Below are 14,890 nucleotides of genomic sequence, written 5' to 3'. Positions count from 1 at the left end.
TGTCTTCATACTTTTGGGTTTTAGGCTTTCCACCAGCGCCGGGGTTCGACATTCTCTGGTTTCATGTCCTTGGGCACCTGGCGCGCGATGTCATAGATCTCCTGATAGGTATCAATGCCACCGGCCCATTTGTTCAGGCGATCACGCCACTGTTCCCACAGCTGCGGCTGGAACTCGGGCGAGCACATTTCCTCGGCCATTTTGATCTGATCATCTGCCAGGAATGCGTTGCGCACATTGTTTTCGGCAAAGATCGTGCCCGGCATCTGCGGGTCAGAATGGCCGACGGTCTTGACCAGCGCTGCCTCATTCGCCGCCTGGACATGGGTCTGCGCCCAATAGGCGCTCTCCATCACCGCATCCTGCAGATAGCCCTCAAGCCCATCAAAGACTGCCGCACTCATCGAGGTGTGCTCGGTGCCGCAGAAGAATTTGAGATCAACCGACTGGCTAACCACTGGTGACATATTGGCATAGGCCACAGCCGAGGCCCAGGTTTCGGCTCCGTCAATCAGCCCCTGTTTCAGACCATCCAGAGTTTCCTCCCAGGCCACAGGCACCGGGTTTAGGTTCAGCGCCTGCATGGCGATCCGGCCCAGCTGGGTCCCGGTTACCCGGTTCTTAGTGCCGAAGAGTTGCTCCAGTTTGGTCACGGTTGGCTTGTCTTCCCAGCCAAGGCCCAACTGAATGCCGCGCAGCTCACAATGGCTGAACAGGAACTTCAATCCATGACGTTTTTCCAACGGATCCCGCAGAATGCGCTGCGATTCTGGGCTATAGAGGAAGTGGTACTGCGAGGCCCGACCTGGGAACATATAGGCGTAGTCCAGCACATTGAGATAGGGCGCACCGCCGGCGGAATTTTGGGTTGAGGCGGCATAGATATCCACGATGCCCTGCTGGGTTTTCTCTACGCAGGAGGTCTGGCCACAGATCTGGTTATTGCCAATGAATTCAATACGGATCTCCCCATCTGTGCGGCTTTCCAGATCGCGAGCAAATTCCAAGGCACCGGCGCGTTCAATCAGCAGGTTCTGTGCATTGAAACCAGCCGCACCAAACTTAAGCGTGTGCTTTGCGGGCTTGCTAAAACGCTTGTCGTAGGTCGATTCCGCTGCAGATGCGAGATTGGCTAGGCTCATGGCTCCTCCAAAGCCACCCGCCGCCAAAAGTGTCGAGCTCATACCGTAGCGCCCAGCGACGCGGAACAGATCCCGCCGTGAGATATGGTTAAGATTCTCCTTGAGTCCCATGGTCTTCCTCCCTAGATGATCATTATTGAGACGTTTTATCTCAAAAAAAGCTAGCCGAATTCATGCAATCTGCATAGAGTTTTTTTCGTGAGCAATTGGAGGGCCAGGTTTTGGAGGCAGATTATATCATCGTTGGGGCAGGTTCCGCTGGCTGTGTGATAGCCAATCGGCTGAGCGCAGATCCCAGCAAAAAGGTGATCCTGCTTGAGGCTGGCGGGCGTGATAGCAACCCCTGGATTCACATCCCTGTTGGCTACTTCAAGACCATTCACAACCCAAAGGTGGATTGGTGCTACAAAACCGAACCTGATCCAGGTTTGAATGGGCGTTCAATCGAATGGCCGCGGGGCAAGGTTTTGGGGGGATCTTCCTCGCTCAATGGGTTACTCTATGTCCGTGGACAATCCCAGGACTATGATCGCTGGCGGCAGATGGGCAATGAGGGCTGGGGTTGGGATGACGTGCTACCGCTGTTCAAACGCTCTGAAAAGAACGAGCGTGGTCAGGATATGTTCCATGGTGAACAGGGGCCGCTTTCCGTATCTAACATGCGTATCCAGCGCCCTATCACCGATGCCTGGGTCGCGGCGGCGCAGGCAGCCGGATACAAGTTCAACCCTGATTACAACGGCGCTGATCAGGAAGGCGTGGGCTTCTTTCAGCTGACCGCCCAAAATGGGCGGCGCTGTTCTGCGGCGGTGGCTTTTCTGAACCCGGTTAAATCGCGGTCAAACCTGCAGATAATCACCCATGCCCATGTTCAACGCGTTGTGATCGAGGGGACGCGCGCCACCGGGGTTGCCTATAAGGACCGCGCTGGCCAGACCCATGTTATCAAGGCGGGACGTGAGGTGATCCTGTCTGGCGGCGCAATCAACTCACCGCAGATATTGATGCTCTCCGGTATTGGAGAGGCCGAACAGCTGCTGGAACAGGGTATCAAGGTCGTGGCGGATTTACCCGGCGTGGGAAAAAACATGCAGGACCACCTGCAGGCCCGGCTGGTCTATAAGTGTAATGAACCCACCCTGAATGACGAAGTAGGCTCTCTGATCGGCCAGGCCAAGATTGGGTTGAAATACCTGATGTTCCGCGCCGGGCCGATGACTATGGCCGCCAGTCTGGCCACTGGATTTCTAAAAACGCGCCCTGAACTGGAAACCCCTGATATACAGTTTCACGTTCAACCTCTGTCAGCGGAGAACCCCGGCAAAGGGGCTGATAAGTTCTCGGCCTTCACTATGTCGGTGTGCCAGTTGCGACCCGAATCGCGTGGCGAAATTCGCTTGAACTCTGCCGACCCTGCTCGCTATCCAAAGATCATCCCCAATTACCTCTCAACCCAGACCGATTGTCAGACCGTGGTCGAGGGGGTCAATATCGCGCGCAAAATTGCCAGACATGCGCCGCTGACCTCCAAGATCTCCGAGGAGTTTCGTCCCCACGCCAGTCTCGACATGGAAGACTATGATGCAACGCTCGACTGGGCGCGCAATAATACAGCGTCGATCTATCACCCAACGGGGACCTGCAAGATGGGCCAGTCAAAGGATGCCGTTGTCGATGCTAAGCTGCGGGTACATGGAATTTCTGGGCTTCGAGTGGCGGATTGTTCGATCATGCCAGAGATCGTCAGCGGTAATACCAATGCTCCGGCGATCATGATTGGCGAAAAGGCCAGCGATCTGATCCTCGAGGCACATCGATAGGGGCTAAATAGAAATGCCCCAAGGCTAGGGGCCTCGGGGCAAATCTTTGTGGTTTCATGTAGACAGCAGCTGTCAGGCGTCAACGCTGTCGACAACCTCCCCGAAAGATTTGAAGAACTTGCCAGCCAGTTTTTTCGCCGTGCTCTGGATCAGGCGGGATCCCAGCTGCGCCAGCTTGCCGCCAATATCGACCTTGGCAGTATAGGTGAGGGTGGTGACTCCATCTGCTTCGCTCAGGGTGACATCCGCGCCGCCCTTGGCATAGCCGGCTGCACCACCGCTGCCCTGGCCGGTCAGGGAGAAGGCATCCGGAGCGCCAGAGGTATCCAGCTCCACATTGCCGCCAAAGCGCGCTTTGACAGGGCCGATTTTCAGCACCACCTTGGCTTCCAATTCGCTGTCAGAGTGTTTTATCAGTTCTTCGCAGCCAGGAATGCACTGTTGCAGGATCTCTGGGTCGTTCAAGGCCTCATAGACCCGTGCCATTGGGGCGTTGATTGTGATTTCGTCGTTCAGTTCCACGTGCGTATCCTTCTTAACAACAGGGGTGTTTTACAGAGGCCATTATCTCAGCCTGCTCTTTGCTCAATGGAGCCAGAGAGAAGCGCGACTGCAGGTAAGTCATTATGCGTTTCAAGCGCTTGCCTCCTGTTGGCTCTGTTGGTCTGGGGTGATTTGCTCTTCGCTGCGATGGGTGCGACGGCGCACCTGCGTCAGTTGCGCCAAAATGGAGAGGGCAATCTCATCCGGTGTCACCGCGCCAATGGCCAGTCCAGCTGGGGCCTGGATCCGGTCCAGATCTGCCCGCGCGACGCCACGCCCGATCAAAGTCTCTGACAGGGCCGCGAATTTACGATGGCTGCCCACAAAGGCGACAAAAGCTGCCGATGTTTCCAGCGCCTGTTTCAGGCAGGCCAGATCGCCCTTGCCTTGGCTTGCCACCACGATCATGCGGGTCTCTCCCTGCGATAGGGCCAGGGGGGAGGCCTCGGGATCGCCGATGGTTACGGCCCATTGGAATTGTTCGGCGAGCCGCGCCAGGGATTGCGCCACTGGCGCATCGCCATAGATCACCAATTCCGGCAGGGGAAGGATCAGCTCTACAAAGATATCCATTGACCCCTTGGAAGGGCAGCCATTGCGGGCAAAACGCACGCCGTCGACGCTGTCCCCGGCGGTGAGCCCTTTTTCATCCAATAGATCCTGCGGATGTAGCGAGACCAATTGCGGCGTGCCATCTTGCAGGGCGCGTTTTACGGCCTTCACCAAAGCACTGCGCACGCAACCGCCGCCAATCCAGCCCTGCAAGATGGTGCCTTCGCCATCCAGCAGCGCCTTGGCGCCCGGTTTTGCCGCCGTTGCGCCCAGGGTGCGTACCACCGTGGCAATGGCAAAGGGCTCTCCGCGCGCGCGCATTTCTTGAGCCAGGGTTGCCATATCTGTATCGATCATCTCAGCTGGGGTCATAGGCGGGTGAGCTCCTGTTCCAGGGCAGCCAGGTCGGCCAGGGTGTTGGCGGGGCAAAACACATCCAAATGCGGCAGGGCCTGTGCCATGGCGCGGGTCACCGGCTCATAGCCTGCCCAGCCCTTCAGAGGGTTCAGCCAGATGATCTTGCAGCCGCGCTTCTTCAGCTTTTCCAGCGCAGCGCTCAACAGGTCCGGGTGGTCGGTGTCGTAGCCATCCGACAGGATCAGAACCACGGTGCGCCCATCGACAAACCGACGTGCATAGGTTTGGGAGAACTGGGCCAGAGAGACGCCAATTTTTGACCCCCCGCCAAAGCCATCTGCTAGAACAGACAGACGCCCCAGAGCACGCAAAGCGTCCTTATCGCGCAGAGCTTCGGCGATCCGTACCAGCCGGGTGTGAAACAGATAGGCATCCGTGTTTGGATCTGCCCGCATCATTCCAGCCACAAAGGCAAGAAACACCTGCGCATAGGTGGCCATCGACCCGGATACATCGCAAAGCGTCACGATTTTAAGTGGTCGGTCCGGGCGGCGCATCCGGGCCAGATGCAGGGGTTCCCCTCCGGAAGAGAGGCTTTGGCGGATCACCTTTCTAAAATGAATTCGGTCTCCCTTACGGTGTTGCCTGCGCCGCCGCGAGCGACGATCCCGCAATGCCGCGCCCAAACGTTGTGCTACCACCTGGGCCTCTGCAATCTCTTCTGGGCGAACCAGATCGCGCAGATCTGTCTTCATCTTTGCCTGGGTCAGGCTGGCAACCAGCTTGCCCTCCCCATCCGCTTCCGCCGGGTCTTCGCCCGCGCTATCTGGTGTGCTGGGTGTTCCTGCACCTCCTGAATTTTCAGCTCCGGCGGCATCGCGCGAACTATGGATATGGTCTGAAACGGGGGACTGGGTTGGAATGGTTTTTGTCGTGACGCGCCCACCATTCATCCAGAAGGCATCAAATAGGCCATCAAACCGTTCCACCTCCTCAATTGACCCCGTACAAACTGCGCGCAGGGCATGTCGGGTGACGGTGGGGTCCGAAGCGATCACATGGGTCAGCGCCTGCAGGCTCAGCTCTGCCTCACCAACGCCCAGGCGAAAGCCGTTGTCGCGCAGATGGGACATAAAGCCGACCATTCGGGCCGTTGGTCCCGAATCACGGGCGGCGAATTTGGTGACCTGGCTCATGCTGCTTTACCTGCAAGGCGTTGCGCCACCTCGGTGGTGATGTTGAAGCGATCCGTCTCAGTCTTTAGCAAGGTGGCCAGGCAAGCCTGCAGCACCACTGGATCTTGTGTCAGATCGGCAATCCCAAGCCCCATCAGAGCAGCGGCAAAGTCCAGCATCTCAGCAATGCCAGGCTTTTTCTCCAGATCCTCTTTGCGCAGGGACTGGACAAAACCGATGATCTGCCCCGCTAATCTGTCTTCGATTGCCCCGCAGCGTGCCTTGAGGATCGCCAGTTCAGTGGCACGTTCCGGGTAAGAGACATGGGCATAAAGACAGCGCCGCCGCAACGCGTCACTCAGATCGCGGGTGCCATTGGCGGTGAGAATTACAATGGGGCGAGATTTTGCACTTATGGTCCCCAGTTCGGGGATGGTCACTTGAAACTCTGACAGAATTTCAAGCAGATAGGCCTCAAACTCCTCATCGGCGCGGTCGATTTCGTCAATCAACAGCACGGGTGGTGTATCGCGGCGGATCGCTTTGAGCAGGGGACGTTCCAAAAGGAATTCTTCGGAGAAAATACGTTCTTCGACACTGCGCCCGGTTTCGCCATGTTCGGAGGCGGCCCGGATCGACAAGAGCTGGCGCTGATAGTTCCATTCATAGATTGCCTGCGCCGCGTCCAACCCCTCGTAGCATTGCAGGCGGATCAACTCGGTCTCGCGTAGGTTGCTGAGCACCCGAGCGACCTCGGTCTTGCCCACGCCGGCGGCACCTTCCAGCAGCAAAGGACGGCCCAGCGACAGCGCCAGATGCACCGCCATCGCCAAGTCGTCATCGGCAATATAGCCCTGTTCCGCCATGGCGGTTTGAAGCGTGGTCCAGGTCATGATCATCCCCGTTTGGTGAGGAGGCGACCCCATGATGGGATCGCCTCGGTCTCCCTAATCGTGCAGGCCCAGACCATTGGCGGTCTGCCAAATGCGCCAGTGGTCATGGGGCATATTGGTGTGTCGCAACCCGAAGGCGCGGAAGGCATCCTGTACAGCATTCGAGAAGCAGGGCACGCCGCCCACATGGGGGCTTTCGCCGACGCCCTTGGCGCCGATGGGGTGATGCGGGCTGGGGGTGACGGTATAATCCGTCTCATAGTTCGGGACTTCCCATGCGGTCGGCAAGAAGAAGTCCATCAGCGTGCCGGTCTTGACATTGCCCATATCGTCATAGGCAATTTCCTGTCCCAGCGCGACGGCGAGCGCCTCGGTCAGCCCTCCATGCACCTGACCTTCGATGATCATCGGATTGATCCGGGTGCCGCAGTCATCCAGCGCATAAAAGCGGCGGATTTCCGGAACCCCGGTGTCCACGTCGATATCCATCACACAGACATAGGCGCCAAAGGGATAAGTCATATTGGGCGGATCATAGTAGCTGACTGCCTCAAGACCTGGTTCGATCCCCGGAATGGCCTGATTATAGGCGGCATAGGCGATCTCTTTCATTGTCTTGAACCGCTCTGGCGCGCCCTTGACCACAAACCGGTCGATGTCGAACTCTACGTCATCGTCATGCACCTCAAGCAGATAGGCCGCGATCATCTGCGCCTTGGCGCGGATTTTACGCCCCGCCATCGCCGTGGCGGCGCCTGCAACCGGCGTGGAGCGCGATCCATAGGTGCCCAGTCCATAGGGGGCGGTGTCAGTGTCGCCTTCCTCGATGGTGATGCTATCGGCAGAGATACCGATCTCACTGGCGAGGATCTGTGCAAAGGTTGTCGCATGGCCCTGACCCTGGCTAATGGTGCCTAGACGCGCGATGGCCGATCCGGTGGGATGTATGCGGATCTCGCAGCTGTCAAACATCCCCATGCCGAGGATATCGCAGTTCTTAACCGGGCCTGCACCGACAATCTCGGTGAAAAAGCTCAGACCAACCCCCATCAGCTTGCGGGTCTCGCCGCGTTTGAAGGCCGCAACCCGTTCCGCCTGCTCCGCGCGCAGGCCTTCATAATCGACGGTCTCCAGCGCCTTGTCCCAGGCCGTGTGATAATCGCCGGAATCATATTCCCAACCCAGCGCCGCCGTGTAGGGGAACTGCTCTTTTTTGATGAAGTTGATCCGGCGCAGCTCGGCTGCATCCATATCCAGCTCAATCGCCAGGACCTCGATCATGCGCTCAATAAAATAGACCGCCTCGGTCACCCGGAAGGAGCAGCGATAGGAGACACCACCGGGAGCCTTGTTGGTATAGACGCCATCCACGGCCAGATAGGCCACCGGGATGTCATAGGACCCAGTGCAGATATTCATGAAGCCAGCCGGGAATTTGGTCGGATCAGCGCAGGCGTCAAAGCCACCGTGGTCGGCGGTTACATGGCAATGCAGCCCGGTGATCTTACCCTCCTTGGTGGCTGAGATCTTGCCGGTCATGTGATAGTCGCGGGCAAAGGCGGTGGACATCAGGTTTTCCATCCGATCCTCGACCCACTTCACCGGTTTTCCGGTCACAATGGAGGCGACGATGGAACAAACATAACCAGGGTAGACACCAACCTTATTGCCAAAGCCGCCGCCAATATCGGGGGAGACCACGCGAATATTGTGCTCTTCGATTCCCGACAACAGCGAGGCCACGGTGCGCACCACATGTGGCGCCTGGAAGGTGCCCCAAAGCGTCAACTTGCCGTTGACCTTGTCCATCGAGGCCACCGAGCCGCAGGTCTCCAGCGGGCAGGGGTGGGTGCGGTGGTAATACATGGTTTCCTCAGCCACCACCTCGGCATTGTCCAGCACCTGATTGGTGCCTGCCTCATCGCCCTGTTCCCAGGTGAAGATATGGTTGTGGTGTTTGCGCGGCCCATGGGCGCCTTCGGTCTGGCCCTCCAGATCCTCGCGTAGGACCACATCGGATTTAAGTGCCTCAAAGGGATCGGTGATCACCTCCAGCTCTTCGTATTCGACCTCAACCAGCTCTACCGCATCGGCGGCGACATAGCGATCAGAGGCGACGACAAAGGCCACTTCCTGGCCCTGGAACAGCACCTTGCCATCGGCCAGAACCATTTGCTTGTCACCCGCCAGAGTGGGCATCCAATGGAGATTCAGTGGGGCCAGGTCTTCGGCGGTCAGAACGGCAACAACACCGGGCAGCGCCAGAGCGGCGTCCTTATTGACCGACACAACCCGTGCATGGGCATAGGGAGAGCGGACAAAATCTCCGTGCAACATATCGGGAAGTTTGATGTCATCGACATAGTTGCCCTTGCCCTGGGTGAACCGGGCATCCTCGACGCGTTTGCGGGAGCAGCCAAGGCCCTTGAGGTTGGCAGAGCGTTCTTCGCGGTCTGGAGTCATATCGTTCATTGCGCTGCCTCCTTGGCTGCATTGATCTCGCTTGCGGCCGAGAGGATGGATTTGACGATATTCTGATATCCAGTACAGCGGCAGATATTGCCGGCCATGCCAAAGCGCACCTCTTCTTCGGTGGGGTTTGGATTTTCTTCCAGCAGCTTGGTGGCGCGGGTGATCATGCCGGGGGTGCAGAACCCGCACTGAAGCCCGTGATGCTCGCGGAAGTTTTCCTGCAGCACATGCAGGGCATCCGGCGTCCCGATCCCTTCGATAGTGGTGATCTCAGCGCCATTGGCCTGGGCCACAAACATAGTGCAGGACTTCACCGATTTACCATCAATGGTGACGGTGCAAGCGCCACAATGAGAGGTCTCACAGCCAACATGTGGGCCGGTGATATTCAGCTTTTCGCGCAGAGCGTAGATCAGCAGCTCACGCGGTTCGGCCAGGAACTCTTTGTCCTCGCCGTTGACCTTCAGTTTGATATGCATCTTGTCTGACATGTTTTTGCTCCCCTATGCCCGGTCCCAGGCGCGTGTCACCGCGCGTTTCAGGATCACGCCAGCCACGTGGCGTTTAAAGGCAACCGGGCCGCGGTTGTCCTCGGACGGATCAATATCGCCCAGCATGGCCGCTACGGCTGCATCGAGTGCAGCGCTTTCGCAGCTGGTGCCAATCAGAGCGGCGCTTGCCTCTTCGGACCAGACTGGAACGTCGCTCAAGTTGGTCATTGCAATGGAGGCTGTGGCAACTTTGCCGTCAGATTTGGTGATCTGAACCGCCGCAGCAGCCGTGGCATAATCGCCAATTTTGCGCTTTTGCTTTTCATAGGCGTAGCCACCTGTGGGCGCCGTCAAGCTCACCGAGACGAGCACCTCGTCATCTGCGCGGTCGGTCATATAGGCGGCTTCATAGTAGTCGCGGGCTGCAACCGTCCGGGGGCCATCGGGACCTGCCAGATTGATCTGCGCATCCAGGCACTGCATCACGCCTGGCATGTCATTGCCAGGGTCACCGTTGGCGACGTTGCCCCCGATCGTGCCCATGTAGCGCACCTGGGGGTCGGCAATCTGCAAGGCGGCTTCACGCAGGATTGGTACCGCAGCGGCGAGACCGTCGTGGTCGATCAGATCATGCTGCGTCACCATCGCGCCAAGGGTGATCTGACCGTTTTCGATCTCTATCGTTTTGAGGCCTTCAATGCTCTGAAGGTCGATCAGATGCGGCACTTCGGCCATGCGAAGCTTCATCATCGGGATCAGGCTGTGCCCGCCTGCCATCACACGGGCATCATCGCCGTGCTCCTGCAATAAGGCGATTACCTCATCCATGTTCTTGGGGCGATAATAGTCAAACGCCGCTGGTATCATTGCTTGTCCTCCCTGACGTGCAATTTACTTGCTTGAGGGAAGCCTGCGGCGCGCCGTGGTTTTGGCGCATCCGTTTTTCACTGAAAAGAGAGGGTTTGCGCACGAAATGCGAAACTGAAGGCACGAAATGCGTGGTGACTAGACGCCCAACATCTCGCGCACGGCCCGCAATCGTGAGCGGCTTACAGGAACCTTGGAGAGTTTCGCGATGTCAAAATAGCAGACGCCATTGTCCTTGAGCCGTTCAAACCCGGTGACAAAAGCTGGGTTAACCAAGTAGCTGCGGTGGGTCTTGATAAAGCGGGTCGGACCCAGTCGCTTTTCCGCCTCGGTGATAGACCAGACACAAAACAGCTTATCCTCTTCGGTATAGATATGGGTGTAGTGCCCCTCTGCCCGGATGGCAGCCACCTCTTGGCGGTCCAAAAACAGGGTGCGCCCTTCCAGCTCATAGGGGATCTGGCTCTGTGTGGTGGTTGTATGGGGCTCATCGGGGGCAGCAATCGGTGCAGCGGGCTGCGCTGTTGGTTGTTGGGGCTCTTGTTCTTGATCCTGCTCTGGCCCGGTCAGAGGATTTGCAGAGGGGGTCAGGTGGGCCTCTGGCTGTAGCGGTGCCAATTCAGGTGGTGCCAAGAAGGTAACCCCGGTCAGCAGGAAGGCCCCGCATAGAACAAAGCTGCTAAGGACAACAGCAATTGCCATGACCTCATTGCTGATCAACGGACCAACCTCGGTCAAATTATCCACGGCGACAAAGTCGGCGCCACTGATAGCAATGAAATGCACTGCAAAAACAGCAAAGCCAAAGAACAATGTTCCGACAACGATATTGCGTTGGGTTCGCTGACCATAAGCGATGGCAAAGGCCGCAGTATTGAGCGCACAGGAGGAGATGACAGCCAAAGCAATCCCGGTTGGGGTATAGAGTGCCTGGCAGAGCTCCATCGCAGACATGCCCAGATAATGCATGGCCAGGACGCCTAACCCGACAATCACACCCGCAAGAACCAGCGTCCCTGCGGTCCGTTTCCAAAAATGCAGGATAAGCAGCGCACAGCCGACCACCAGAATGGCGATTAGGGCTGAGGCCAGGGTTATGGCGGCATCATAGTAGAACAGAATTGGCAGTTGTAGCCCAAGCATGGCGACAAAATGCATGGACCAGATACCGCCCCCCAGCGCAACCGCAGCGAGTGCGATGAGGATTTTTCGGTGGGCAACACTGCGCTCTGACAGACCCTTGGTCAGCGAGAAACCGGTGAACCCGGCCATTGTCGCGACCAAAAGGGAAGCGAGGACCAGTAGGGTGTTATGGGAGTAATCCAGTATCTGCATGACAAATCAGTACCCAACTGCTTAATTTCTCGCAAGCTTTCCGGGTCAGGCAAAGATCTTGCTCGCGGCTAAGATTAGCACTGATTTGAAAACTTGGCGCCACAATAGCATTGAAGGTGTGGAACATCCTAACACGGTCACGCAGGCGCTTGCTGAGAGTATTGACCTAGTATCGACGTCCCGCATGATGGCTTGGCCGCTTTGAAGATCAGGCCCTAGAAAACCCTCCCAGGGCAGCCCGCGCAACGCCGATCTTTGTATCAAAGCTCAGCAGTAAGGCGGTGGAATAGGGCGCTTAGATAATTGAAATATTTACTATTTCCTGTTTTTGAGGTGATGAATGTAGCCCATTACCGGAATGTAGTTTTCCAAGGCTTTGCCAGTGGCGGCCTGCGCGGTGGGGAACAGTTGTCTTTTCCCACGTTCAATCCGTTAAGATTGTATGGGTTTTGTCCGCGCGGTTTATGCAGTCTTTAGACTTCGTAAGGATTTTTGACGCAAAGCTCCCTTTATGAAATTTGCCGCCCCAGATGTAGCACTCATGTTGACCGCTATGGTTGTTGTGCTGTGTTCGCCGGTCTTGCCGTTGTTGATGCAGGAGCGCCCCCAAGTTGGAGATGTTGCCTTGGTAATCGCATCTCCCTGGGGGGATGCCGCATGGATTGCAGACAAGGCGGGTGTGCAGGAAGTGGCACCAGAGCGCGCTCCATTGGGTGTTTTGGTTGCCCTGGAGACGTCGCAAAGCGTTGCCCAGCTTTATGCACATGGTGCTTGGCTGGTGGTTGATGGAGAGAGAGTGTTAGAACTATGCGCAATATGAAACCTACTGGCGCGAAGCCCGAAGCTGCCAGCTCAATACTCACGAATGAACGCAGCATTCAGCAAATTACCAGCTGGCTCTTGGTGCCTGGGCCTGCTGTTGCAGCCTTCTACCTTAACGGCAACCCAAACTGGTGGGTCTTTGCTTGCCTTAGTCTTGTATTGGGTGTTTTTGCCTATGTTTCAAAGGCACTTCCTCCCTCAACACGGGACTACCTGCTGAGTTTCTGTTTTGTGGCCCACTGCATTCTTCTGACAGCATCCCTGAGCGGTCATGCTTGGCAGTTGGACACGCATATGATGTTCTTTGCCGTTCTGGCCATTGTCTCAACCCTAGCAAACCCCAAAGCATTGATTTTTGCCACCGTTCTGGTGGCGCTGCACCACGTTTCCTTTAGCTTTATGTTGCCCAAAATGGTTTACCCTGGCGGTGATCTGATGGCGAACCTGCAACGCACCGTTTTGCACGCTGTCATTGTTCTGCTGGAGGCGGGCGTTCTACTGCTCAGTCTGCTCAAAAGCCTGGCTGCGGATGCTGAACTCAAACGCCAGCAGGAAGCGGCAAGTGCGCAGACCCTTGTGGCCGAAGAAGCGCAGGCCAAGGCGACGAAGAGCCAGAAAGATGCTGTACTTGTTGTGGACACCGTTGGCTCACATCTGGGTGAAATGGCCAGTGGCCGGTTGGATTGTACCATCAACGAGAGTTTCCCGAGTGAATACGAGCAGCTGCGCACAAATTTCAATGCAACTGTGACTTCGCTCAAAGAGACCATGGAGCAGGTGATTGGTGCCAGTGAGAGCATCAAGAACGGCGCTACTGAGATCAGCCAGGCTTCGGATGATCTGTCACATCGGACCGAAAGCCAGGCCGCTACGCTGGAAGAGACAGCCGCCGCCCTGGAAGAAATGACGGTTTCCGTGAAGTCCGCCGCAGATGGCGCCCGCAATGTTGAAAACACGATGGAAGAAGCGCGCAAGGAAGCCGAGAGCAGTGGTGACATTGTGACCAAGGCCGTGGCTGCGATGTCTACAATCGAGAACTCCTCTGACCAGATTGCGCAGATCATTGGGGTAATTGACGATATTGCCTTCCAGACTAACCTTCTCGCCCTAAACGCGGGTGTTGAGGCGGCGCGCGCTGGGGAGGCTGGCAAAGGCTTTGCGGTTGTTGCTTCCGAAGTGCGTGGATTGGCGCAGCGCTCAGCTGATGCGGCGACCGAGATCAAAACACTGATCACAGAGAGTTCAAAACAGGTGGAACATGGCGTGACCCTCGTAGGTGATGCGGGGAAATCCATCAGTACAATTGTCAGACGTGTGAACGAGATTTCGAGACTTATTTCAGACATTGCAAATGGTGCGGTTGAGCAAGCAACAGGTCTGGGTGAAATCAACACCGGCGTAAGCCAGCTGGACAATGTAACCCAACAAAACGCAGCTATGGTGGAACAGGCGACAGCCGCTGGCCATATGTTGCACACTGATGCGACAAAGCTTTCTGCTTTGATGGCGCGGTTTGAGTTGGACCGACACACAGCAGGTACGACAAGCCTTAACGCTGCCGCTTAGGGGCGAGCCTTCATTGCTCACCTTGCCTTTGACTATGCTGAGATTGCCCCGTTTGTAAGAGCGGGGCAATCGGTCGTTTAGGGGAGGCGGAGCGGGGAATAGAGGCCAGAGATCCAAGCTTGGCTTCAGAGAGTTCTGGGCATGTTATTTGGCGTCTGGCCTATGTTCGAAGAGTCCCTGGCAAAGCCTCTTGCGATCCAGTTATCGGGAAAGCCAATCTCTGAGGCTTGACTGAGCAGAGAGAACTGCCGTAAGCGAAGCCCTAGGTTTGGGTCTCCTGCCTACCGCAGCTCTGATTCGGGGCCATGGTGAAACCCTGATAAGATCAAGACGACATCTATCGCTCACCTCTTGGCGCGCTGGATGGCAATGCGGTGCCCATCGTGATTTGCGTGCCCTTAATGGGACGAGAAACAGATGACTGATTTTTCTAATGTGCCTTCAACGGATGCGTTGAAGCTGCAGGCGAAGCGCCTGCGACAACAATTACACAGTAGCGGTGTTGCGGTTGGCCATTCCAAATCTTTGGAGCTGGTTGCACAGCAATACGGTGCGCGGGATTGGAATACGCTACAGGCCCGTGCCTCCAACCGGTTGCAGCTGCAGGTTGGGGACCGGGTTCGCGGGCGTTACTTGGGACAGGTCTTTAAAGGTGAAATACGCGGGCTTTCCCTGATGGGAGATGGTGAGCATCGCCAGATTACGCTGCATTTTGACACGCCGGTGGACGTGGTGCGCTTTGAGAGCTTTTCCGCGCTGCGCCAGCGGGTCACAGGGGTTATCGGCTGGGATGGTTGTTCCGCCCAGAAGACTTCTGACGGGGTGCCGCAGCTTATTGTCGATGGGCTGGCCTGA

At 56.9% G+C, this 14,890-nt stretch carries 13 protein-coding genes; 4 read left to right on the top strand and 9 right to left on the bottom strand.

Annotated features, from left to right (window positions below; all coding sequences use genetic code 11):
- Positions 1-20: 20 nt before the first annotated feature.
- Entirely contained in the window at positions 21-1,253 is a 1,233-nt protein-coding gene (locus MED193_RS12750) for a TRAP transporter substrate-binding protein (protein ID WP_009810143.1), read from the bottom strand.
- Between the two features lie 110 nt (positions 1,254-1,363).
- Between MED193_RS12750 and MED193_RS12745 the strand changes: the two genes are divergently transcribed.
- Complete coding sequence (locus MED193_RS12745) at positions 1,364-2,962, top strand: GMC family oxidoreductase (RefSeq protein ID WP_039966168.1); 1,599 nt, start codon at positions 1,364-1,366, stop codon at positions 2,960-2,962.
- Positions 2,963-3,034: 72 nt separating this feature from the next.
- Here the strand turns inward: MED193_RS12745 and MED193_RS12740 are convergent, their stop codons facing one another.
- From MED193_RS12740 to MED193_RS12705, 8 genes are all read right to left on the bottom strand, one after another.
- Positions 3,035-3,484: a CoxG family protein gene (locus tag MED193_RS12740; protein ID WP_009810141.1), complete on the bottom strand. Its 450-nt coding sequence runs from the start codon at positions 3,482-3,484 to the stop codon at positions 3,035-3,037.
- A gap of 111 nt (positions 3,485-3,595) precedes the next feature.
- Positions 3,596-4,429, bottom strand: coding sequence for an XdhC family protein (locus MED193_RS12735; RefSeq protein WP_009810140.1), 834 nt, complete (start codon positions 4,427-4,429; stop codon positions 3,596-3,598).
- Positions 4,426-5,610, bottom strand: a complete 1,185-nt coding sequence (locus MED193_RS12730) for a VWA domain-containing protein (RefSeq protein WP_009810139.1) — start codon at positions 5,608-5,610, stop codon at positions 4,426-4,428. Before MED193_RS12730 ends, MED193_RS12735 begins: the two co-directional genes overlap by 4 nt.
- Entirely contained in the window at positions 5,607-6,482 is an 876-nt protein-coding gene (locus tag MED193_RS12725; protein ID WP_039966869.1) for a MoxR family ATPase, read from the bottom strand. Before MED193_RS12725 ends, MED193_RS12730 begins: the two co-directional genes overlap by 4 nt.
- A gap of 54 nt (positions 6,483-6,536) precedes the next feature.
- Complete coding sequence (locus MED193_RS12720) at positions 6,537-8,954, bottom strand: aerobic carbon-monoxide dehydrogenase large subunit (RefSeq protein ID WP_009810137.1); 2,418 nt, start codon at positions 8,952-8,954, stop codon at positions 6,537-6,539.
- Positions 8,951-9,445, bottom strand: a complete 495-nt coding sequence (locus tag MED193_RS12715) for a (2Fe-2S)-binding protein (protein ID WP_009810136.1) — start codon at positions 9,443-9,445, stop codon at positions 8,951-8,953. Before MED193_RS12715 ends, MED193_RS12720 begins: the two co-directional genes overlap by 4 nt.
- A 12-nt stretch (positions 9,446-9,457) precedes the next feature.
- Positions 9,458-10,312 (bottom strand): xanthine dehydrogenase family protein subunit M, encoded by an 855-nt coding sequence (locus tag MED193_RS12710; RefSeq protein WP_009810135.1) that lies wholly within the window; start codon positions 10,310-10,312, stop codon positions 9,458-9,460.
- Between the two features lie 138 nt (positions 10,313-10,450).
- Positions 10,451-11,647 carry an MHYT domain-containing protein gene (locus tag MED193_RS12705; RefSeq protein ID WP_009810134.1) on the bottom strand — a complete coding sequence of 399 codons (1,197 nt, stop codon included), beginning with the start codon at positions 11,645-11,647 and terminating at the stop codon, positions 10,451-10,453.
- 511 nt (positions 11,648-12,158) lie between these two features.
- Between MED193_RS12705 and MED193_RS12700 the strand changes: the two genes are divergently transcribed.
- The 3 genes from MED193_RS12700 to MED193_RS12690 all read left to right on the top strand — a co-directional run bounded on the left by MED193_RS12700 (position 12,159) and on the right by MED193_RS12690 (position 14,890).
- Positions 12,159-12,467, top strand: a complete 309-nt coding sequence (locus tag MED193_RS12700; RefSeq protein ID WP_009810133.1) for a hypothetical protein — start codon at positions 12,159-12,161, stop codon at positions 12,465-12,467.
- A complete protein-coding gene (locus MED193_RS12695) occupies positions 12,455-14,035 on the top strand; it encodes a methyl-accepting chemotaxis protein (protein ID WP_009810132.1) in 1,581 nt (526 codons plus the stop codon). The genes MED193_RS12700 and MED193_RS12695 overlap by 13 nt, the downstream gene beginning before the upstream one ends.
- Before the next feature lie 417 nt (positions 14,036-14,452).
- Positions 14,453-14,890, top strand: a complete 438-nt coding sequence (locus tag MED193_RS12690) for a glyoxalase superfamily protein (RefSeq protein WP_009810131.1) — start codon at positions 14,453-14,455, stop codon at positions 14,888-14,890.

Source organism: Roseobacter sp. MED193, assembly GCF_000152965.1.
In the GTDB taxonomy this organism is placed as follows: Bacteria; Pseudomonadota; Alphaproteobacteria; order Rhodobacterales; family Rhodobacteraceae; genus Pseudophaeobacter.
The sequence above is the reverse complement of the archived record's forward strand: the minus strand, read 5'-3'. Positions and strand labels throughout refer to the sequence as shown.

What these genes read in the sequence shown, in the direction of transcription:
- MED193_RS12750 (WP_009810143.1), bottom strand. Translation starts at nt 1,253, where the DNA reads ATGGGACTCAAGGAGAATCTTAACCATATCTCACGGCGGGATCTGTTC.
- MED193_RS12735 (WP_009810140.1), bottom strand. Translation starts at nt 4,429, where the DNA reads ATGACCCCAGCTGAGATGATCGATACAGATATGGCAACCCTGGCTCAA.
- MED193_RS12730 (WP_009810139.1), bottom strand. Translation starts at nt 5,610, where the DNA reads ATGAGCCAGGTCACCAAATTCGCCGCCCGTGATTCGGGACCAACGGCC.
- MED193_RS12725 (WP_039966869.1), bottom strand. Translation starts at nt 6,482, where the DNA reads ATGACCTGGACCACGCTTCAAACCGCCATGGCGGAACAGGGCTATATT.
- MED193_RS12720 (WP_009810137.1), bottom strand. Translation starts at nt 8,954, where the DNA reads ATGAACGATATGACTCCAGACCGCGAAGAACGCTCTGCCAACCTCAAG.
- MED193_RS12715 (WP_009810136.1), bottom strand. Translation starts at nt 9,445, where the DNA reads ATGTCAGACAAGATGCATATCAAACTGAAGGTCAACGGCGAGGACAAA.
- MED193_RS12710 (WP_009810135.1), bottom strand. Translation starts at nt 10,312, where the DNA reads ATGATACCAGCGGCGTTTGACTATTATCGCCCCAAGAACATGGATGAG.
- MED193_RS12705 (WP_009810134.1), bottom strand. Translation starts at nt 11,647, where the DNA reads ATGCAGATACTGGATTACTCCCATAACACCCTACTGGTCCTCGCTTCC.
- MED193_RS12700 (WP_009810133.1), top strand. Translation starts at nt 12,159, where the DNA reads ATGAAATTTGCCGCCCCAGATGTAGCACTCATGTTGACCGCTATGGTT.
- MED193_RS12695 (WP_009810132.1), top strand. Translation starts at nt 12,455, where the DNA reads ATGCGCAATATGAAACCTACTGGCGCGAAGCCCGAAGCTGCCAGCTCA.
- MED193_RS12690 (WP_009810131.1), top strand. Translation starts at nt 14,453, where the DNA reads ATGACTGATTTTTCTAATGTGCCTTCAACGGATGCGTTGAAGCTGCAG.